At 73.8% G+C, this 18,869-nt stretch carries 20 protein-coding genes; 5 read left to right on the top strand and 15 right to left on the bottom strand.

Translation table 11 applies throughout. The features are described 5' to 3' along the window. Positions 1-50: 50 nt before the first annotated feature. Positions 51-1,559, bottom strand: a complete 1,509-nt coding sequence (locus GPA10_RS13305) for an FUSC family protein (protein WP_157165684.1) — start codon at positions 1,557-1,559, stop codon at positions 51-53. A gap of 276 nt (positions 1,560-1,835) precedes the next feature. Continuing rightward, on the bottom strand, positions 1,836-2,531 hold the full coding sequence (locus tag GPA10_RS13310) for a L,D-transpeptidase family protein (RefSeq protein WP_343040769.1): 696 nt from the start codon (positions 2,529-2,531) through the stop codon (positions 1,836-1,838). Between the two features lie 174 nt (positions 2,532-2,705). On the opposite strand from GPA10_RS13310, the gene GPA10_RS13315 reads away from it, so the two are divergent. Continuing rightward, positions 2,706-3,188 (top strand): Lrp/AsnC family transcriptional regulator, encoded by a 483-nt coding sequence (locus GPA10_RS13315; RefSeq protein WP_157165822.1) that lies wholly within the window; start codon positions 2,706-2,708, stop codon positions 3,186-3,188. 36 nt (positions 3,189-3,224) lie between these two features. Here GPA10_RS13315 and GPA10_RS13320 read toward each other — a convergent pair whose 3' ends face one another. After that, a complete protein-coding gene (locus GPA10_RS13320; RefSeq protein ID WP_246259063.1) occupies positions 3,225-3,680 on the bottom strand; it encodes a GerW family sporulation protein in 456 nt (151 codons plus the stop codon). 37 nt (positions 3,681-3,717) lie between these two features. Between GPA10_RS13320 and GPA10_RS13325 the strand changes: the two genes are divergently transcribed. Then, positions 3,718-4,404 (top strand): HAD family hydrolase, encoded by a 687-nt coding sequence (locus GPA10_RS13325; RefSeq protein ID WP_157165685.1) that lies wholly within the window; start codon positions 3,718-3,720, stop codon positions 4,402-4,404. A 261-nt stretch (positions 4,405-4,665) separates the two neighbouring features. Here the strand turns inward: GPA10_RS13325 and GPA10_RS13330 are convergent, their stop codons facing one another. Genes GPA10_RS13330 through GPA10_RS42400 form a run of 6 tightly spaced genes read right to left on the bottom strand, consistent with a single transcriptional unit; the run spans position 4,666 to position 8,669 of the window. Continuing rightward, complete coding sequence (locus tag GPA10_RS13330; RefSeq protein WP_157165686.1) at positions 4,666-6,444, bottom strand: complex I subunit 5 family protein; 1,779 nt, start codon at positions 6,442-6,444, stop codon at positions 4,666-4,668. Beyond that, complete coding sequence (locus GPA10_RS13335) at positions 6,441-6,788, bottom strand: sodium:proton antiporter (RefSeq protein ID WP_157165687.1); 348 nt, start codon at positions 6,786-6,788, stop codon at positions 6,441-6,443. The genes GPA10_RS13330 and GPA10_RS13335 overlap by 4 nt, the downstream gene beginning before the upstream one ends. Before the next feature lie 10 nt (positions 6,789-6,798). Then, a complete protein-coding gene (locus tag GPA10_RS13340) occupies positions 6,799-7,566 on the bottom strand; it encodes an MnhB domain-containing protein (RefSeq protein ID WP_343040770.1) in 768 nt (255 codons plus the stop codon). Beyond that, positions 7,563-7,838, bottom strand: coding sequence for a Na(+)/H(+) antiporter subunit B (locus GPA10_RS13345; RefSeq protein ID WP_343040771.1), 276 nt, complete (start codon positions 7,836-7,838; stop codon positions 7,563-7,565). The genes GPA10_RS13340 and GPA10_RS13345 overlap by 4 nt, the downstream gene beginning before the upstream one ends. Then, positions 7,831-8,496 (bottom strand): MrpF/PhaF family protein, encoded by a 666-nt coding sequence (locus GPA10_RS43675; protein ID WP_343040773.1) that lies wholly within the window; start codon positions 8,494-8,496, stop codon positions 7,831-7,833. The genes GPA10_RS13345 and GPA10_RS43675 overlap by 8 nt, the downstream gene beginning before the upstream one ends. After that, positions 8,493-8,669, bottom strand: a complete 177-nt coding sequence (locus GPA10_RS42400; protein WP_246259098.1) for a hypothetical protein — start codon at positions 8,667-8,669, stop codon at positions 8,493-8,495. The genes GPA10_RS43675 and GPA10_RS42400 overlap by 4 nt, the downstream gene beginning before the upstream one ends. A 419-nt stretch (positions 8,670-9,088) precedes the next feature. Here GPA10_RS42400 and GPA10_RS13355 point away from each other — a divergent pair, with 419 nt between their 5' ends. Both GPA10_RS13355 and GPA10_RS13360 read left to right on the top strand, forming a co-directional pair. Beyond that, positions 9,089-9,337 (top strand): hypothetical protein, encoded by a 249-nt coding sequence (locus tag GPA10_RS13355; RefSeq protein WP_343040775.1) that lies wholly within the window; start codon positions 9,089-9,091, stop codon positions 9,335-9,337. Between the two features lie 156 nt (positions 9,338-9,493). Then, positions 9,494-9,907 (top strand): hypothetical protein, encoded by a 414-nt coding sequence (locus tag GPA10_RS13360; RefSeq protein ID WP_058852830.1) that lies wholly within the window; start codon positions 9,494-9,496, stop codon positions 9,905-9,907. A gap of 30 nt (positions 9,908-9,937) precedes the next feature. Here the strand turns inward: GPA10_RS13360 and GPA10_RS13365 are convergent, their stop codons facing one another. The 3 genes from GPA10_RS13365 to GPA10_RS13375 form a co-directional block, all read right to left on the bottom strand. Further along, complete coding sequence (locus GPA10_RS13365; RefSeq protein ID WP_157165688.1) at positions 9,938-10,156, bottom strand: hypothetical protein; 219 nt, start codon at positions 10,154-10,156, stop codon at positions 9,938-9,940. A gap of 168 nt (positions 10,157-10,324) precedes the next feature. Continuing rightward, positions 10,325-11,098, bottom strand: a complete 774-nt coding sequence (locus GPA10_RS13370; protein ID WP_157165689.1) for a nucleoside/nucleotide kinase family protein — start codon at positions 11,096-11,098, stop codon at positions 10,325-10,327. A 26-nt stretch (positions 11,099-11,124) separates the two neighbouring features. After that, on the bottom strand, positions 11,125-13,839 hold the full coding sequence (locus GPA10_RS13375; RefSeq protein ID WP_157165690.1) for a glycosyl hydrolase family 65 domain-containing protein: 2,715 nt from the start codon (positions 13,837-13,839) through the stop codon (positions 11,125-11,127). A gap of 255 nt (positions 13,840-14,094) precedes the next feature. Between GPA10_RS13375 and GPA10_RS13380 the strand changes: the two genes are divergently transcribed. Continuing rightward, positions 14,095-17,109 carry an ABC transporter substrate-binding protein gene (locus GPA10_RS13380; protein WP_157165691.1) on the top strand — a complete coding sequence of 1,005 codons (3,015 nt, stop codon included), beginning with the start codon at positions 14,095-14,097 and terminating at the stop codon, positions 17,107-17,109. Between the two features lie 25 nt (positions 17,110-17,134). On the opposite strand, the gene GPA10_RS43680 is transcribed toward GPA10_RS13380, so the two are convergent. Genes GPA10_RS43680 through GPA10_RS13395 form a run of 3 tightly spaced genes read right to left on the bottom strand, consistent with a single transcriptional unit; the run spans position 17,135 to position 18,574 of the window. Continuing rightward, the gene (locus GPA10_RS43680; RefSeq protein WP_157165692.1) at positions 17,135-17,758 is read right to left on the bottom strand and encodes a hypothetical protein; all 624 of its coding nucleotides are present in this window, start codon (positions 17,756-17,758) and stop codon (positions 17,135-17,137) included. Between the two features lie 4 nt (positions 17,759-17,762). Next, complete coding sequence (locus GPA10_RS13390; protein ID WP_058852824.1) at positions 17,763-18,407, bottom strand: sigma-70 family RNA polymerase sigma factor; 645 nt, start codon at positions 18,405-18,407, stop codon at positions 17,763-17,765. After that, positions 18,404-18,574, bottom strand: a complete 171-nt coding sequence (locus tag GPA10_RS13395; RefSeq protein ID WP_157165693.1) for a hypothetical protein — start codon at positions 18,572-18,574, stop codon at positions 18,404-18,406. Before GPA10_RS13395 ends, GPA10_RS13390 begins: the two co-directional genes overlap by 4 nt. Positions 18,575-18,869: the final 295 nt, after the last annotated feature.

The raw sequence follows: 18,869 nt of genomic DNA on the forward strand, positions 1-18,869 counted from the left end.
GGGGCCGCGCCTCGGACTCCCGGGCGGGCCCAGGGCTCCCGATCCGGGCCTCAGGCGCCGATGAGGCGTCTGCGCGGCGCGCTGCGCACCGGTGCGGCGAGTTCCAGCAGCGCGTGCTCCAGGCGGTGCATATGGGCGAGGGCGGGTTCGGTGACGCCCGCGTGCTTCACGGCGGCGGGGGCGGCGGGACCGACCAGCGCCTCCTCGGAGGCGATCAGGGCTTCCACGGCGGCTTCGACCCGCGCGCAGGCGGCGGCGAGCCGGTCGTCGTGGGCGGCCTCGGGGTCGGCGGCGATGGCGGTCAGGCTCCGTGCCTGCTCCGCGCACTCGTCGAGCAGCGCGATGACCTGGTGCGCACGGGCCCGCCGCGCGCGCAGCGGGCTGAGCGGGTGCACGAGGGGCGCGAGCGAGAGCCGTACCCGGGCGAGCGTCAGCTCCAGCTCGGCGACGTGCGGGGCCGGGTCCGCCGTGGCCGAGCCGGAGAGGCGCGCCGCGGCCTCCCGGGTGCAGGCGTGCACGGTGCGCACGGCTCGCTCGATCCAGGCGGTCGTCGTGTCGTGGGTGGTGACGGGCAGCACGAGCAGCACGGCGAGCACCGCGCCGAGCGCACCGGCCCCGGTCTCCAGGAGCCGCAGCGCGAGCAGCCCCGGGTCGAGGACGCCGAGCAGGCCGTAGAGGCCGCCCGCCATCACGGTCACCGACAGCATCATCCACGTGTACGAGACGGCGGCGGTGTAGAAGATCCCGAAGACGCAGACGGCGACGAGGACGGCGGTCGGCACCAGGGCACCGTGCAGCGGCAGCACCACGGCGGCGCCCACGGCGATGCCGATCAGCGTGCCGAGGACCCGGCGGAAGCCGCGGACCAGGGTCTCGCCGCGCGACACGGTGTTCACAAAGATCCACCAGGTGGCGCCGACGGCCCAGTACCAGCGGTCCCCGGAGAGCTGGTGGCCGACGACGAGGGCGACGGCACCGCCGAGGGTCGCCTGGACGGCCTGCCGGGTCGTGGCCCGCGCGAGCCCCCTGCGCGCGGCGAGCACCGGCACCACCGGGGCCGGCAGGCGCCGCTCGTAGCACCACAGCCCGAAGCGGACCGTGGACGACGCGAGCAGCGCGACGCCGATCGCTCCGTAGAGGTCGGGCAGTTGCGCGAACTCCGTGTGCAGGAACTGTGCCGCGAAGAAGGTCATGAACGCGAACACACCGAGGGAGTGGCCCCGCGGCCCCCAGCGGCGCGCGTACACACCGGCCCCCATGACCGCGAGGAACGTCAGGTCGCGCGCCACCGGGTGGTCGTGCAGGAGCGCGGCGAGCGCGAGGACGGGGAAGCCCACGACGGGCAGCAGCGCGGTGGTGACCGCCTGGGCGCGGACCGTCGTGTCGAGGACGGTGAAGAGCGCGAGCAGCGCGGCGAGCCCGGCGATGATCGCCGCGACCAGCGTGTGGCCGATCAGGGCGCAGACCGCGACCGCCAGCGAGATGCCGAGGACGGCTCGGGTGGCGCTGCGCAACCGCAGCCGCCCCGGGTCCGGAGCCACGAACATCGACTTCAGCAAAGCGTTGCCACCCCTCTGCGGTTCCGGCGGTCACGGCCCCACGCGGACACGCGTGCGCACATGAATAAGGCGCCGCGGAGATCCCGCAGCGCCATCGACAGAACCATCAGACCATTCAGAGGCCCGGTGGCTCAACCCGGGCTCGCACGACTGGGCCATTGGCCCAGTCCGGGGCCCGGGGGCCGGTGCGTCGTCGGGCCAACGGCCACGTCGACGCACCGGGTCCCCAGGGTCGGTCCGGGCGGATCTCCCGGAGTGCCCGGAGCTGCCGGAACCTCAGGTCCCGGGCTTGCGGCCGTAGACGAAGACGTCGTCGCCGTTGCGGAGCATGCTCCAGTACTTCTTGGCGACCGTCTTGGTCATGTTCACGCAGCCGTGCGATCCGGGCGGGGCCCAGACGCTGATGCCGACCGAGTGGAAGGCCTGGCCGCCGTCGAAGAACTGGCTGTAGGGCATCGGCACGTGGTACAGGCTCGACACGTGGTCGATGTCCCGCCAGTAGACCTTCTTCAGGCCGGTGCGGGTCTCGTATCCGTTGCGGCCGGTGCGCACCGGCACCGGGCCGTACTTGAGGGTCTTGCCGTCCTGGATCCAGCTGAGCTGCCGGGTCAGGTCGACACAGGCGATACGGCCCTTGTTGACGGGACACTTGCCCGCCTTGTTCGGGTTGCTGCCCGCCGCCTTCTGCTTGTTCATGAGATCCATGACGCCCCAGGTCACAGCTCCCGCATAGCCCGCGTTCGGGGTGATGGAGTGCTTCGTCTGGAAAGCCTTGACCGCCTTGCAGTCGGCGGTCGACTGCCGACCGTCCACCGGGCGGCCGAGGAACTTCTCGACCTTCTTCTGGTACGGGCCCGTCCCCGCCGAGCACGACGCGGCCTGTGCGGTGGTGCTCCCCAGGGCCACCGTGAGCGGGGCCACCAGCGCGGTGATCCCCAGGGCGACGATTCCTCGTCTGCGTATGTCCCCCACTGCGGTCCACTCCTCAATATGTCGACGTACGTCACTGTTCGCCTGCTAGACAGCGGAAGTGGACGACTCGTTGCAGTGAGAAGTGAAACAGGTGCGTAACAGCGGTCCAGCGGCGGTACCTGGCCGTTGGTACGGTCACCCGTGATCGACTCGCGTACCCGGGAGACCCGCACCATGGCCGTCGACGAACTCGACACCCGCATCCTGCGGCTCCTCCTGGAGCAGCCGCGCACCAGCGTGCGGGAGTACGCGCGCATCCTGGGCGTCGCCCGCGGCACGCTCCAGGCCCGCCTCGACCGCCTGGAGCGCGAGGGGGTCATCACGGGCACGGGGCCGAGGCTCTCCCCCGCGGCCCTCGGCCACCCCGTGCTCGCCTTCGTGCACATCGAGGTCACCCAGGGGCATCTGGACGAGGTGGGCGACGCGCTCGCGGCCGTCCCGGAGATCGTCGAGGCGTTCTCCATGACCGGCGGCGGCGACCTCCTGACCCGGGTCGTCGCCCGGGACAACGGCCACCTGGAGGACGTCATCCAGCGTCTGATCCAGCTGCCCGGGGTGGTGCGCACCCGGACCGAGATGGCTCTGCGCGAGCGGGTTCCGCACCGGCTGCTGCCGCTGGTCGAGTCGATGGGGCGGGCCGCGGCCGCGGAGAAGTGAGGCAAGGCCCCCGCCTCGGGGGCGGGGCCCGCGGTCTCAGCGGTGGCGGGTCAGGCGGCGCAGGAGGACCGGGAGCGCGGCGCCCGCCGCGAAGGCGGCGAGCGGCACGGCCGCATCCCACCAGGGGCTGCGCAGCGGCCGGTACGTGGCGGTCCCGTCCTTGATCTCGATGAAGCCGCGGGGCCGGGCCCGGACGCCGCCGCCCACGATGCCCGCACCCGTCTCCTCGCCCGCGTCCCCGCCCGCTGAGGCCGCGGGCCCCGCGCCGCCGCCGAAGCCGAAGCCCACCTCGGCGACGGGTACGACGGTCACGCCCCCGGCGGTGACGGGCTCGCCGTGGACGACGGTCGACGACCGGGTCCCCAGTTCCTCGGTCAGGCGCTCCATCAGGGCGACGGCGGCCTCGGCAGCGGGCGTCCCGGCCCACGGCATCTCCTGGCCCCGCGCCAACTGCCCTGCGCGGCCGGTCTTCTTCACACGACGCGATCTCATGGCCCACACGATAGGCACCGCCAGGCATGCTGGACACATGCGCACCCTGAACCACACCTCGGTCATCTTCGATCTCGACGGAACGCTCGTGGACAGCGAGCCGAACTACTTCGAAGCGGGTCGGCAACTGCTCGCCGAGCACGGCATCTCCGACTTCACGTGGGCGGCCCACGAGACGTACGTCGGCATCTCCACCCAGGAGACCGTCGCGCAGTGGAAGGAGCGGTACGGCCTGAGCGCGCCGCTCGCCGATCTGCTCGCGGAGAAGAACCAGCGCTATCTGGCCCTCGCGGGCGCGTCCACCCGCGTCTTCCCGCAGATGGCGAAGTTCGTGGAGGCGCTGGCCGAGGCGGGGGTGCCGATGGCGGTGGCGTCCGGGTCCTCGCGCGCGGCCATCGAGGCGATCCTCGCGGGCACCGGCCTGGACGCCCGCCTGACCACGCTCGTCTCGGCCGACGAGGTCGCCCGCGGCAAGCCCGCGCCCGACGTGTTCCTCGCGGCCGCCGCGCTCCTCGGCTCCGATCCCGCCGACTGCGTGGTCCTGGAGGACGCCGCGCCGGGCGCGCTCGCCGCACGGGCCGCGGGCATGCGGTGCGTCGCCGTTCCCTATGTCGCCGCACAGGCCGACGACCCGGCCTTCGCCTCGGCGGACCTGCTGTTCCGGGGCGGGCAGGAGGAGTTCACGGCACAGGCCGCGCTGGACTGGCTGGCCGCGGAGGCGTAGGCGGCGCCGGCCTGGGCGGCGGCGGGGGCGTCGACGCGGGGCCGGTAGCGGGAGCGGCGACGCGGAGCCGGCAGCGGGGGCGTCGACGCGGGAAACGACGCCTTCGCCGCGTCGCACCGCACCCCGCCGCACCGCACCCCGCCACACCGCACATAGCCACGCTGCACCACGCCACGCCACGCCACGCCGCACCGCACCCCGCCACGCCACGCCGCACCACAACGCGTCGCACGCCACGCCCACCCCGCACCGCCAAGTGCCTCAGCCCGCCACCACCCCCGGCAGCGCCAGCGCCCCCAGCACCGCCGCCCCCACGAGCAGCCAGGCCACGTAGTCGCCGACATGGCCGGAGTGCAGGCGGCGCAGCGGCCCGGCGAGGTCCCTCGTTCCCGGGCGGGCCGGGCGCAGGACGGCCGTGGCGGCGAGGGCTACGGCGAGGGCCGCGGGCAGGAGGCCGAGCAGGATGCCCGACGTGGTCCAGTGCGGTGCGGGCGTGGGCCCGGCGACGTGCGGCAGGGCCTGGTCGGCGGCGTGCGCGGCCCCGGCGGCGAGCGACGGCAGGAGGCCGGTCACGAGGGACGCGGCGAGCAGCGCGCACGGCACGGCGAGCATGGTGTCGGGGACCCGGCGCAGCAGCCCCCGCGTCTCCGGCTCCTCGTGCTCGCCGCTGGTCTCGTACGCGGAACCGTCCGCGGAACCGTCCGCGGGCCGCGGCCCGGCCCCGGCGAAGACCCGTGCGGCGACGCGCAGCAGCGCTCCCCCGGTCACCGCCGAGACCAGCACGAACACCACGGTGAGCGGGATGCCCGCCGCGTGCTCGGTGACCGCCTTGCCGAGGCCGGAGCCGAACGGCGGCAGCCCGGCGAGGGCCAGGGCGCCGGCGACGAAGAGGACGGCGACGGCGGGCAGTTCACCGGCGCGGCCGTGCAGTTCGTGCTCGTCGATGCTGCCGTAGCGGTCGAGCAGGATGCCCGCGCAGGCGAACAGCGCGGCCTTCACGCCCGCGTGTCCGAGGACGTACACGGCGACGCCCGACGTCGACTCCGGTGTGAGCACCCCGACGCCGACGAGGAAGAGGCCCGTGTGGGCGACCGTCGAGTACGCGAGGAGGCGCTTCACGTGCCGCTGCTGCCAGCACATCACGGCCCCCACGACCGCCGTCACCGCGCCGAGGGCCACCAGGGCCCGTTCGGCGTCGGCGGCAGGCACCCCGCCGGGGCCCGCGAACACCGTCCAGTACACCCGTCCCGCCCCGTACACGCCGAGTTCGACCATCACGCCCGAGAGCAGCATGCACACCGGGGTGGGCGCCACCGCGTGGGCGTCGGGCAGCCAGAAATGGAAGGGCACCGCCGCGGCCTTCACCAGCAGGCCCGTGAGGATCAGCACGAACGCCGCGAGGACCAGGGCGTCGGGCCCGCCCCGCGCGTCGAGCCGGGCGCCGATCGCCTCCATGCCCAGCTCCCCGGTGCGCGCGTACAGCAGGGCGATGCCCATCAGCGTCGCGTAGGCGCCGAGGGAGTTGACGACGCCGAAGGTCAGCGCGCCCTGCACGGCCTTGGCCTCCTCGACCCGGTAGCCCGTCAGGGCGTAGGCGATGACGCTCATCAGCTCGAAGAACACGAAGGCGTTGAAGAGGTCGCCGGTGAGGACGAAGCCGCACATGCCCGCTTCGAAGAGCAGCACGAGGGCCGGGAACGTCCCGGCCTGCCGCACGGGCGGCTCGTCGAAGTAACGCCACGAGTAGGCGAGCACGGCGACGACGAGGAGGGACACCAGCGCCGCGAGGCCGAGTGCCATGCGGTCGCCGCGCAGGACGATGCCCACGCTCGTGCCGTCGCGCGGCGTCCAGCCGCCCACCCAGGTGACGACGGGCGACGACGAGAGGGCGAGGGCGCCGAGGGCCAGGCCCGCGGTGGCCGCGGCGAACACGCAGCCCAGGATCTCGGCCCCGATCCGCGGCAGTCCCCGCCCGGCGGCGACGAGGACGGCGGCCCCGAACAGGGGCAGCGCCACGATCAGCGGCAGCAGACGGCTCATCCGCGCAGCTCGGACAGTTCGTCGGGGTCCACCGTGCCGTGCCGCTTGGCGACTTGGACGACCAGGGCGAGCAGCAGCGCGGTGACGGTGGCGCCGACGACGACGTCGGTGAGGGCGAGGGCCTGCACGACGGGGTCCACCAGGGGCCGGGAACCCGGTTCCAGGTCGGAGTGGACGGGTGCGGTGCCGCCGTCGCGGTAGCCGACGGCGAGGAGCAGGACGTACGTGGCCGACTGGCACACAACGAGGCAGCCCACGGCGTGGATGAGGTTGCGGCTGGTCGCGAGGCCGTAGCAGCCCACGAGGAAGATCCACGCCGCGACCAGGTACGGCAGGACGGACATCACGACGCATTCACTCCCTGGTTCCGGTGGTCGGCCGCCCGGCGGACGGCCCGTCCTCGATCTCCACCGCCTGGTCCAGGAATCCGGCGAGCAGGACCACCACCGCGGCGGCGACCTCCATGCCGATGGCCGCGTTCAGGAGGGGCACGGTCCCGCCGGAGGCGAGGGTGTTGAACTCGCCGTACGGCAGCAGGGTGTTGGCGAGGAAGGCGGAGCCGCCGAGCAGCGCGGCGGCGCCGACCACCACGAAGGCCGCTTCCCCGGCGGCGTCCACGACCGCGTAGAGGTGGACGGGACGGATCCGGCGCAGCGCACGGTAGTCCACGGCGATGTAGAGCAGGTGCAGTGCGGTGGCCGCCACGACGCCGCCCTGGAAGCCGCCGCCGGGGCTCAGCTGGCCGTGGGCGACGACGTACAGGCCGACCACGAGGGTGAGCGGCAGCGCGATGAGCGCGTAGCGGCGCACCGACGGCGAGACCCGGGCCGGGGCGGGTTCCACCTGCCGTTCGTCGCGGGTCTGCCGCAGCAGGACGACCGTGCCGAGCACCGCGCCGAACAGGATGCTCTCCTCGCCGAGGGTGTCGAAGGCCCGCAGGTCGAAGTTGACGGAGGACACCACGTTGGCGGTGTGCCGGGAGAGCGCGGCGCGCACCGCCCGGTCGCCGTAGGGGTGCCGCTCGCCGCCGAAGTCCGGGAGGTCGAGGCAGGCGGCGACGAGCAGCGCGCCCAGGCCCCCGAGGCCGAGGGCGAGGACCCACCCGCGCAGGCGGCGGCTCACTCGGACCGCCCCCGGGGCCCGCGGGCGCGTTCGTGCGGGCGCCTGCGCACCTTGCGGACCGCCAGGGTGATCAGCAGGGGTGTCAGGGCCGTGCCCACCGCGATCTGGGAGAGGGCCACGTCGGGGGCCTGCAACACCGTGAAGAGGGCGGCGAGGGTCAGGCCGAGCAGGGAGAGGACGAGTGCCTGGCGCACCGGGTCCCGGACGGCCACCGCAGCGGTCGCCGAGACGGCTACGAGCACGAGCGTGATCACCACGAGGGCGTCAGCCACGGACGCCCCCCGCCGGACCGCGCACCTCGCCGCCCCGGCCGTCCACGCCTCCCGCCCCGCCGAAGCCGCCCCCGCCGTCGGCGCCACCCGCACCGCCGGAGCCGCCGCCGTCCACGCCTCCCGCCCCGCCGAAGCCGCCCCCGCCGTCGGCGCCACCCGCACCGCCGAAGCCGCCGGGACCGTCGGAGCCGCCGACGCCACCCGCGCCACCCCCGTCGTCAGCGGGCCCCGCACCCCGCAGCGCCCGCGCCGCCACGACGTTGCCCGCCACCAGCAGCCCTCCGATGAACAGGAGCTTGAGCGCCGCCCTGCCCGGCCCCGCGGCCACGCACATCGGCACCACCACGAGCGGGGTGAGCGCGACGGCCGCCCAGGTGGCCGCGCGGCCCGAGGGGGGCTCCGCCCTGAGGTCGTCGGCGAGCAGCCGGGCGTACACCAGGGTGCCGACGGGCCCGAGGACCGCCAGCACGAGCGCCACATCCACGTAGGAGGGGCGTGCGTACCCCTGCGCGAGGAGCAGCGTGGCGAGGCAGACCAGCAGCGTGGCGGTGTTCTGGGCGACGACGCGACGTCGCACAGGGCCCGTGGCCACGCCCCACACGGTGGGCCCCACTCCGCCCGCGAGGAGGACGCCCGCGGCGGCCAGCCAGCCGTTCACCGGTCGTCCACCGCGTGCCGTGCGGCCCGCGCGGCCACCGCGCCGAGGAGGCCGACACCCGCACCGACCACCAGCTCCAAGCCGTCGACGGGCCCGACGAGGAGGAGCCAGAGGACTCCGAGCGCCAGCCACCACGCGGCGAACCCGAACACCGTGGCAGCCGTGTGCCGCACCCGTCACCTCCGCTCGCCCTGCGCGGAGTCACTACTCCGCTTGCCGCACTGTCGCGCTCCGCCCCGTACGTCACCTACGTGACTAGCCGGACTTTCCGTTATGAAACCACCGGCGTACTGCGCCCGGGTCCCGCCACGCTCGACGCGTGGCTCCGGTCGTGCCGGGTACCCGCGGGGCGCCCGCGCAACCGGCGCACCCTCGTGTGGCCGGATCACGGCAGCCGGTACACCGTGATCGGAGCGCAGGTGTCAAAGGCGGCAAAGGTGTCGGAGGTGTCACGGCGAACGGCGTGGGTACCTGCGCCCCGCGACCGGAGGCAGCCGCCTCCACCGAGGCGCGGCGTACGCCGACGAAGGCCACGCTGAGAAGACGTACGCCGGCGAAGGCCACGGCCACGCGAAGGAACGGAGGCAGCATCGTGAGCGAGCAGAACCCCCCGTCCGTCGGTGAGGACGGCCCGCCCGTGCCGCGGGACCTGCCCGATCAGCAGGCGCAGGACGGCGAGGACCCCTGGGACCCGGACGACGAGTCCGAGACCACGGGCAACGCGCCGGACACCGACGACGACGTGCCCGACACGGACGAGGCGGGCACCGGACGGCGCGGCGCCCCGCACGCGCACGGTCCGGGACCCGACCGTCCCGTGCCGGACGAGCCCGCGGACTAGGCGCGGCCGTGGACGCGCGCGCTCCGCTCCGCCGCCGGCCGGCCCACCCACGGCTCACCGGCTCCGACCGGCTGGGCCGGGGGCGGACCCCGGTGTCCGCGCGCACCACGAGCGCACGCACCACGAGTACCCGCACCACGAAAGGAATGATGAGCGGTGAGCGATACGGAACTGTCCTCGGCACCGGTCACGGTGGAGCTCAGCGACTGCTCCGCCGAGGACGCGGCCGCGGTCTTCGACCTCCTGCGGACGGCCTTCCCCCAGGGCGCTCCGGCGGACGCCCCCGCCGGGGCGAGCGGCGCGGACGGCGCGTCCGGTTCGACGGCGGGAGACGGCGGCGGGAAGGCCACGGTGTGGACCGAGACCTTCGACATCGCCGCGGCGGGCGAGGACGTCCCGCCCGGCTCGGCCGGCACCCTGTCCCGGCCGGTCTCCGCCGACGTGCAGGGCGGCTATGTGGGAGTGGACCGGATGCGCGCCTTCCTGGCCTCGGCGTTCTCCGTGAGCGACGAGGGCTCGGCCTTCGGGGACCAGGAGAAGGACGTCCACCTCTGCTTGTCGAACCGCTGACACGCCGCCAGGCCCGGCGCCGGTGGACGGTCAGCGGCCGAGGGGCAGCACCAGGTTGTTGATGAGCGGGCCCTCGACGGTGACCCCCTCGGTGATCAGCGACTCGGGCAGCGGCGGCAGCGGACTCGCCACCGAAGCCGGTGCCGCCCCGACGGCACCGGCGGCGGCCGGTGCGGCGAGCGCGGTCACAGCGGCGAGCGAGGCGACGACGAGGGCGACGGAGCGGCGTGGGGACGGCGTGCGGCGCATGGAACCACCTTGTTCACGTGCGGAGTTGGGCCCCCGAGGTGCTCACCGGGGGCTTACGGGCGGCGAGATGGCTGCCCGTACCGCTCCCCGGGTATGCGGGGTGTCCCTCGTACGGGGTCGATGTCCGGGTCCTCGGGAGCCTCAGCGGCCGCGGGAGCCTCGGGAGCCTCAGCGGCCGCAAGGACCGACGACGCGGGGCCGCGCGAAGTCCGAGTTGTCGATGACGACGTCCATCATCGGCAGCGGCCGGACCTCGTCGAGGTAGATGCGTTCGGCGACCAGGTAGCGGTTGCGGTGGATCGACTCGGCGTCGGAGCCCGCCCAGTCCTGGTCGCGTGCGGCGCCCCGCCGCACCGACGTCTCCCCGTCGACGTCCAGCCAGACGCGGAAGTCCCAGTAGTCGTTGATCTCCGGGCGGAACGCGAAGACGCCGTCCACGATCAGCACGGCGTCCGCGGGCACGGGGACGGTGTCCGCGGAGTGGTCCTCCTGGGTGAGCGGGTCGATGCCGCACAGGGCGCAGCGGGCCGGGCCCTCGGAGCGGCAGGGGTCGAGCAGGAGTCGCTTGGCGGACTCGTAGTCGTACGCGTTGCGGTAGTAGCCCTCGCCGCTCTCCCGGTCGTAGAGGTGCCGGTCCCGCCACGGCTTCTTGAAGTCGTCGAGGGTCGCCCGCAGCACGGGGCGCCCGGTGGCGCTGATCCGCTGCGCCAGTTCGTGGCCGAAGCTGGTCTTGCCCGCCGCCGTGAAGCCGTCGACCCCGACCAGGAGGCGGCCGGGGCCGGGCGCCGCGGCGCCGCGGGCGAGGACGCGCCCGGCCACCTCCTGGACCAGCGCGTCCCGCTCCGCCGACAGCGGCGGCGGGAGCGGCTGGCGCCAGGTGGAGGCCGACTCCTGCACGACTCCCCGTGGGGCGTCGCGGACTTCTCCCCGTTCGTTGGTCATCGCCCCAACCTACCTGTAGGGCGCACTCACCCCGACGGGGCCTCGCGCACCGCCAGTTCCGCGATGCCCGGGTGCTTCTCGGCGCCCGCCGCGCCGTGCACCGTCACCCGCGCGTACCGCACGAGCCGCGGCGTCTCCTCGTACCGCACCGGGTACCAGTGATGGCCGTCGGGGGACACCTCCGTCCTGTACGCCGCCGGCTTCACCTCGGTCCACGTCGGGGCGACTTCCTGGACCCGTACGGGCCTGCCGAGGTCGGCGGTCAGGGTGCCGGTGGCAGCGTCGGGGACCCACGAGGTGGCCGCGTTGCCGTCGACCGCGGCGCCCGCGTACATGCCGGGCTCCTCCGATGTCGCCTCGGCGGGCTTGCAGCGCGCCCTGTTGTCCGTCGGGGTGAGGTCGGGCCGGCGGGTCTTCAGGACGGCGGGTGAGCCCTCGCTGACGGTCTGCTCACCCTGCGGGGTGTCGAGGGTCATCGGCGCGCCGGAGGCGAGGCGGACGGTGGTGTGCTCGGCGCCGATCTCCACGTCGTACGTGCGGCCCTGCCAGGCCAGGCCGCGCAGCGTGACGCCGTCGGAGAGCTGCGGGGGCAGCATCGGGTCGAGGCGCAGCCGGTCCGCGCGCGGTCGCATGCCGGTGAGGCCGTGGGTGAAGGTCTGGAGGAAGCCGCCCTTGCCGGTGAGGAAGTCGTGCGCCGGGGACCCCGACAGCGGGTCGTCCGCGCCCGCCTTGTCGCCGCGGGCCTCCGAGAACTGTGCGAAGGGGCCACGGACGAACGGCCGAATCGAACGCTCCATGTAGGTGTACGTGGAGCAGCCCGGCTCGCCGATGCCCGCCGCGCCGACGGCGTGCACGGAGTCCGTCATGGCCGGTCCGTCCGGGTCGGTGCGTGCCGCGTAGTAGTCGAGCGTCGCGGCCCCGGCGCCCTCGGGCATGGGCCACTCCAGCGGGTACATGAGCAGGACCGTGTCGGCCTGTTTTATCCGGCTGCCCCGGTAGCCGTCGTACTGCTCGAAGACCTTGCGTCCGGCGTCGTACGGGATGCGGATCCTCTCGGCGATCGCGCTCCACTCGGCGGGTGCCCGCTCGCCGAGGAGCTGTGCGGCGCGGGTGGCGTTGCGCAGGGACGTGACGGCGCCCGCGTTGGTGAACACGGCGTCGTCGACGCCGTTGCTGTACTCGTCGGGTCCCGCGGTGTCCTTGATCGAGTAGCTGCCGTCGGTGTTGCGGCTGACGCGGCCCGCCCAGAACTCGGCGATGCCCTTCATCACCGGCCAGCCGCGTTCGCGCAGCCACGTGGTGTCCTTGGTGGCGAGGTAGTACTGCCAGGTGGCCAGCGAGATGTCGGACTGGAGGTGGATCTGGGTGCGGCAGTGCGGCGGGTCCACGCTGTGGCACTCCTTGGCGAGATCGCCGGAACTGCCGCTGTTCCAGGGGTAGAAGAGGCCCTCGTACCCGAAGTCGCGGGCGTTCTCGCGGGCCGCCGTGCGGGTGCGGTAACGGTAGTCGACCACGGACTTCGCGAGGGCGGGCCGGGTCGCGAGGAGCCCGGGGTACATCCACGTCTCGGCGTCCCAGAACACCAGGCCCGCGTAGTTGTCGCTGGTGAGGCCCGCGGGCGCGATGCTGTTCGCGGCGCCCTCGCGGGTACTGGCGAGCAGTCCGTACTGCGCGGAGCGCAGCCAGGTCTGGATGTCGCGGCGGCCGGGGACCTCGATGTCGCTGCGCCACAGACGTGCCCAGGCGGCGGTGTGGGACCGCAGGAGGGCGCCCCAGCCGCGGGCCGCGGCGCGCTGTGCCGCGGCGGTGGCGGCCCTGCGCGGGGACCGGGAGGTCAGGCCGGTGTCGACGCCGACGTACTTGGTGAGCTCGTAGGACCGTCCGCTGCGTACGGGCAGCGTGAGCGACTGCCGGTTGGAGAGCTTCGCCGCCCGGCCCGCCCGGTGCTCGCGGGCGCCGGTCACGCCGCGTCCGGCGCGCAGGGTGGAGGCGACGGCGCCGTCGACCTTCGTGCCGTCGGTGCGGAACGCGACGTCCATGGCGGGTCCGTGGCGGCCGTTCCGGTCCCCGCCGCCGGTCTGGGCCACGCGCCGCGCGCCGCGCCCGTCGACGAGGTCGGTGACGGTCGCGGCGCCGTTCCAGTGCGGTCGCATCGTCAGGCGGACGGCGCCCACGTGCGGGTCGGTGCGGTCGGCGAGCACGTCGAAGGCGAGGTCGGTGCGGCGGCCGTCGGACGCGGTCCAGGTGAGGCTGGTACGGACGATGCCGCAGTGCATCATGAGGCTCTGGCGGTAGGCGGAGACACGGCCCGGCGGTGTCGAAGAGTTGAAGGTCTCGCCGTCCGCGCCGCCGGTGGTGACGGTGAGCGGCGTCCAGGTGGGCAGCGCGGCGACGGCCTGCCGGTTCTCTGCGGTGTGCTGGTTGTGCGCGTACAGGCCGGACACGAAGGACCCGTCGTAGCGCGGCGTGAACAGCGGCCAGCCGGTCTTGGCCCCGCTCGCGTCGTAGCCGGTGCCGTTCGGCGGCACGCGCTGGCCCAGATAGCCGTTGCCGACGTAGGCGTGGTGGCTGTCCTCGGGGTCGGCGCGGGTGCTGTCGAGCGTCCAGCCGCCGCCCTTGCGGCACTCGGTGGCGGTGGGGGTGCGGTCCGCGGAGGCGGCGCCTGCCTGGGAGGCGGCCGGCGGTGGGACCGCCGCGACGAGCACTCCGGCGAGCAGCGCGGCGGGCAAGGAGTACGTCATTGTTCTCCGTCGTGGTGTGAGGGTCCACGGACCATAAATTTTGTGAACGAGTCACGTCAATAACCGGCACATGACTTTCAAGTATCGAAGGAAAGAGGTGGGAATTACGCCACGCGGCCGTACCCGGACACACCTGCCCCGTCCGCCACGATCGCCACGACCGGTTTGGGACCGTGCACCAAGTCGACGGCGGCACGGGTAAATTGACCTCGCCGCCCGCGGGGGCGCGCCTGGTCGGGGTCGGTGGGGTGGGGGATGCGGGGCACAGTCCTGGACGGTCGGTACGCGCTCACGGAGCGGATCGGCGCGGGGGGCATGGGGGCGGTCTGGCGGGCCAGGGACGCGCGCCTGGACCGTGAGGTGGCCGTGAAGCTGCTCGGCCTGCCGCCGGACACGTCGGCGGCGGAGCGCGACCGCATGCTGGCGCTGTTCGCCCGCGAGGGGCGGGCCGCGGCGGCGCTCGACAGCTCGTACATCGTGCCCGTCTTCGACCACGGCACGGACGGGGACATCCCGTATCTCGTGATGCCGCTGCTCTCCGGCCGTACGGTGACCGAACTCCTCGCGGGCGGGCACGGACTGCCGCCCCGGCGCGTGGCGCGCATAGCCGCGCAGGTGTGCCGTGCGCTCGCCGTCGCCCACCGGGCGGGCATCGTGCACCGGGACATCAAACCGGCCAACGTGATGGTCACCGACGAGGGGACCGCGAAGGTCCTCGACTTCGGCATCGCCAAGTTCCTCGACGCGGCGACCGGGGCCGGCGGCTATCTCACCCGCACCGCCGACTCCCCCATCGGCACGCTGCACTACATGGCCCCGGAGCGGTTCACGCGCGCTCCGGGCGACGGGCGCACCGATGTGTACGCGCTCGGCTGCATGGTCCACGAGATGCTCACCGGCAGCCCGCCCTTCGACGCGCCGTCGGCCGCCGCGCTGATGCACTGTCACGTCTACGAGATCCCGGACAGGCCCTCCGTACGGCGCCCGGAGCTCGCGCCCGCGTGGGACGAGCTCGTGGGCCGCATGCTGGCGAAGCCGCCCGCCGACAGGCCCGACGCGGAGCAGGCACGGATCGCCCTGGAAGCGCTGGCGGTGCCCGGCCCGTCCTCGTCGGCCCCCGACCTGCCGCGGCAGGCCCTGCCGGAGCACGATCTGCCGCGGCACGCCCTGCCGGAGCCCGGCCCGTCGAAACCTGGTGTGCCGGAGCCCGATTCGCCCAAGGCCGATTTGTCGAAGCCCGATTTGTCGGCGCCCGCGGCCTTCGGGCCCGCGCCCACGACCTCCGGGTTCCCCGCCCCGGGCGCCCTGGGCTCCCCTGGCTTTTCCCCGGCGCCCTCGGCCGCGACCGGCACGGGCTTCGGTACCGGCGCCGGCACCCCGCCCCGGCCCCCCACCTCGTACCCCCTCCCCCCGCCCAGACCTTCGGCTCCGCCGCCCGCGCCCACGGCGCCCCCGCACGCACCACCGCGACGACCCCTGTGGCGCACCTGGTGGATCCCGGGAGGCGCCGCCGTCACCGCCGCGGCGCTGGTCGCCGCGCTCACCCTCACCGACGCGTTCGGCGGAGGCGGAGGCGGCGACGGGGACGGCGGCGGAGGCGGGAAGGAGAAGGGCGGTGCGAGCAGCGCCCAACCCGTCGGCGCGCCCGGCACCGTGGCCGCGCGGGCCAGGACCGAGACACTGGTCGCGGGCACCGCGAAGGACGCGCGGGGGCCCGCGCCCGCCGTCACCGGCGCCCGCAGGGGCGGCGAGGTCACCGTCCTCGAACCCACCGAGCTGACGGACACCGACCCGGGAAAGATGTGGTCGGGCGCCGACCGGATCATGGCCCGCCTGGTGTACCGCAGCCTGACGGGCCTCAAGACGCTTCCCGACGGCACGGTCAGGCTCGTCGGCGACCTGGCGACGGACGCCGGGCGCGCCTCCGAGGGCGGCCGGGTCTGGACGTTCACGCTCAAGGACGGGGTGACGTACGAGGACGGGCGTCCCGTCCGGGCGCAGGACTTCGTCCACGCCGTCGAACGCACCCTCGCCAAGGACTTCGTCCTCGGTGACCGGACCCTGCACACCTGGATCCTGGGCCCCAAGACCGCCGCCGACCTCGGCACCAAGCAGATCGCACTGCCGCCCGGCGCCATCACGGCCCCCGACGACCGCACGGTCGTCTACCGTCTCGACCGGGCCCGGCCGGACTTCAACGTCGCCCTCGCGAGCCCAAGCGGCGTACCGGTGCCCGCGGGCGCGGGCGGCACCGGTGCCGCCCCGGGGGCACCGCCCGCCACCGGCCCGTACCGGGTCGGGGACCGCAAGCCCGGCAAGGACATCGTCCTGTCCCGCAACCCCGAGTGGGACGCGGGCTCCGACCCGCTGCGCACCGCCTACCCGGACTCGTACCGCATCGAGAGCAACGTCATGACGGAGCAGATCGCGCGGCGCACGGCCGGGGCGGGAGTTGACGCGGCCGTGATGTCGTTCAACGGTTCGCTCCGCAAGAACGACCTCGCCGGCGTCCCGGACAGCACCCGGCGCCTCTCCGCCCCCTCCCCGTTCGTGCAGGCCTACGTCATCAACACGAGCCGGGTTAAGGACCGCAGGGTGCGCCAGGCGATCGCCACCGCCATGCCCTCCGACGACGTCCTCAGGGCGAGCAACGAGGGCGGCACCGTGCACCACAACCTGCTGGCGCCGGGTGTGCGCGGCGCCCGCCCCTTCGATCTGTACGAGGCGGGCGCGCACGGCGACCCCGCCAAGGCGATGTCGCTCCTCCAGGAGGCGGGCAAGGTCGGCTACCGGCTGACGCTCGGGCACGCGGCGCCCACCGACGCCGACCGGGCCGAGGTGGTCGAGGCCGCCCTGGAGCGGGCCGGGTTCCGGGTCGAGACCGAGCAGGCCGACATCTCGAAGTTCTACGGCAACGCGGGCGCGGGCAAGTACGACCTGTTCCGCATCGGGGTGGGAGGCAGCCTGCCCGTCGCCTCCTCCTTCCTGCCGGACTACTTCGACGGCGCGTTCTCCTACCCGACGACGTCGAACTACTCGCGGTTGAAGAGCTCCGGCGTGGACACCGCCATGAAGGCCGCGGGGGCCGCAGGGACGGTGGAGTCCGCGGGCCGGCTGTGGTCGGCGGTCGACCGCCGCCTCATGGAGGAGGCGGCGGCCGTACCCGTCTATGTGCCGACGCGCACCCTGCTCTACTCCAAGGCCCTCGGCGGGCTCCAGATCGACCTGGACGGGGTGTCACCGCTGAACGCGTACGTACGGCGCCGGTGAGCGGGGCCCGCGCCGCGCGGCAGGGTCAGCAGGCGGCGTCGGCCAGCTCCTCGATCCGGGCCGCGAGGCGCTGGTCGGGGTGGTGGTACTGGGCGCCGTCGACCACGTCGACCTTCAGCCGGTCGACCGCCTTGCGCAGTTCCTCGGTGTGGCCGGCCAGGCGCTGGACGAACGGCGTCGGCGCCAGTTGCACGTCGGCGTCGAGGTCGAGGGCCTGGTGCGCCCAGTGGTCGGCGTCGCGGAGCTCGCCGCGGCGCAGATGGAGCAGGTGCAGGCAGTAGGCGGCGGTGGCGTTGCCCGCGCCCGCGGCGAACTGCCACCACCACAGGGCGCCTTCCGGGTGCCGGGCGAGGTCGAGCAGACAGCCGAAGCGCAGCGCGCCGTCGGCGTCGTCGGGCACGACCGCGATCCTGGCCAGGTGCGCGGCGGCGTCGCCGCTGTGGAGGAAGGCGGTGGACAGGGCCCGCAGATCCTCGTCGGCTCGGGCGAGGGCAGTGGGCAGTTGGCCGTCGGGGGTGGGGCCGATGCCGAACATCAGCACGGCGGTGACGTCACGGACGACCTCCTGTCGCAGGTCGTCCAGGTCCTCGTCGGCGAAGCCGTCCGAGACGGCGGCCCGGCGGAGGATCTCGTCGATGGTGCGCGGCACGGTCTTACTCCTTCTCCTCGTCGTCACCCAGGTCCGGGTCCAGGCCGAGTTTCGTGGCGATGCGCTTGCGCGCCTGGCGGCGGTGCGCCCGTACGGTGCTCGCGTGTATGCCCATGATGCTGGCGACGCGCCGAGCGGGGTAGCCGAGGACGTACTGGAGGATGATGACGTCGAATTGGCGTTCCGGCAGGGCGGCGATCGCGGTGTAGAGGCCGAGCGGCGAGTCCAGGGCCGCCAGTTGCGCGCGCATGGCGTTGAGCGTGGCGCGGACCGCCTCGTGGACGGCCGTGGTTCGGGCGTTGCCCGGCGCGGTGCTGCGTCCGTCGGCGGTGGGCCCGGGGTTCATGCGCAGATGGCTCTCGACGCGCAGTTTCAGCGCGCGCCAGGCGTACGCCTCCGGGCCGCCCTCCTGGAGCAGGATCACGGACCAGTTCAGGGCGAGGTGGGTGTAGAGACGGTGCACGACGGTCCGGGCCGCGTTCTTGTCGCCCAGCACGGTGGCCGCGTAGCGCAGTTGCGGCTTGGCGTACATGCGGAAGAAGGCGTCCAGGGACGTCGGCATCTCGTAGTGGATGCCGTGCAAGGCGTTCAGGTCCTCAACGGAGGTCGAAAGGGTGTGCTGTGCGTCGCTGTCCTCGGAGGCTGTCATCGTGACGGGCCCTCCTCCTCCCGGGGCGGGGGCGGGGAGGTGTGCAGCAGTTCGGCGACACCGACACGGGCACCGGCACGCAGCAGCCGGCGTACGCCCATGCCGATGTCGGGAAGGAAAACGCGCAGGGCGGTGGCGACCGCCAGCAGCATCAAGAGATCGTTCACGGTTCCGAGGACCTGTCCTCTCCTGCTCACGCAGCGTCACCTCGCCCTGCGCGTAGGGCGGTTGACGCTCAAGGACACCTCTCTGCGTCCTCGACGGCAGGATTTCGGATCGCGGGGGTCAAACGTGCACTCCGTTCCCGATCAGTTTCTGACTCAAGGTGACCACATCGCCACGCAGAGGCGTAGACCAATCCCTTAAGTTACCGTTCGGACACCGTACGTGAGCAGCCGTAACGTTCAACCGTCGCATCGACAGGGGGCGACCCACACCCCGGAGGGAACATCGAACAGGTGA

The sequence above is a fragment of the Streptomyces typhae genome, from assembly GCF_009755605.1.
GTDB classification, from domain to species: Bacteria; Actinomycetota; Actinomycetes; order Streptomycetales; family Streptomycetaceae; genus Streptomyces; species Streptomyces typhae.

Bases quoted from the DNA above. Each gene is read 5' to 3' on its own strand.
- GPA10_RS13315 (WP_157165822.1), top strand. From the start codon at position 2,706: ATGGCCGTCGACGAACTCGACACCCGCATCCTGCGGCTCCTCCTGGAG.
- GPA10_RS13320 (WP_246259063.1), bottom strand. From the start codon at position 3,680: ATGAGATCGCGTCGTGTGAAGAAGACCGGCCGCGCAGGGCAGTTGGCG.
- GPA10_RS13325 (WP_157165685.1), top strand. From the start codon at position 3,718: ATGCGCACCCTGAACCACACCTCGGTCATCTTCGATCTCGACGGAACG.
- GPA10_RS13330 (WP_157165686.1), bottom strand. From the start codon at position 6,444: ATGAGCCGTCTGCTGCCGCTGATCGTGGCGCTGCCCCTGTTCGGGGCC.
- GPA10_RS13335 (WP_157165687.1), bottom strand. From the start codon at position 6,788: ATGTCCGTCCTGCCGTACCTGGTCGCGGCGTGGATCTTCCTCGTGGGC.
- GPA10_RS13365 (WP_157165688.1), bottom strand. From the start codon at position 10,156: ATGCGCCGCACGCCGTCCCCACGCCGCTCCGTCGCCCTCGTCGTCGCC.
- GPA10_RS13370 (WP_157165689.1), bottom strand. From the start codon at position 11,098: ATGACCAACGAACGGGGAGAAGTCCGCGACGCCCCACGGGGAGTCGTG.
- GPA10_RS13375 (WP_157165690.1), bottom strand. From the start codon at position 13,839: ATGACGTACTCCTTGCCCGCCGCGCTGCTCGCCGGAGTGCTCGTCGCG.
- GPA10_RS13380 (WP_157165691.1), top strand. From the start codon at position 14,095: ATGCGGGGCACAGTCCTGGACGGTCGGTACGCGCTCACGGAGCGGATC.
- GPA10_RS13390 (WP_058852824.1), bottom strand. From the start codon at position 18,407: ATGACAGCCTCCGAGGACAGCGACGCACAGCACACCCTTTCGACCTCC.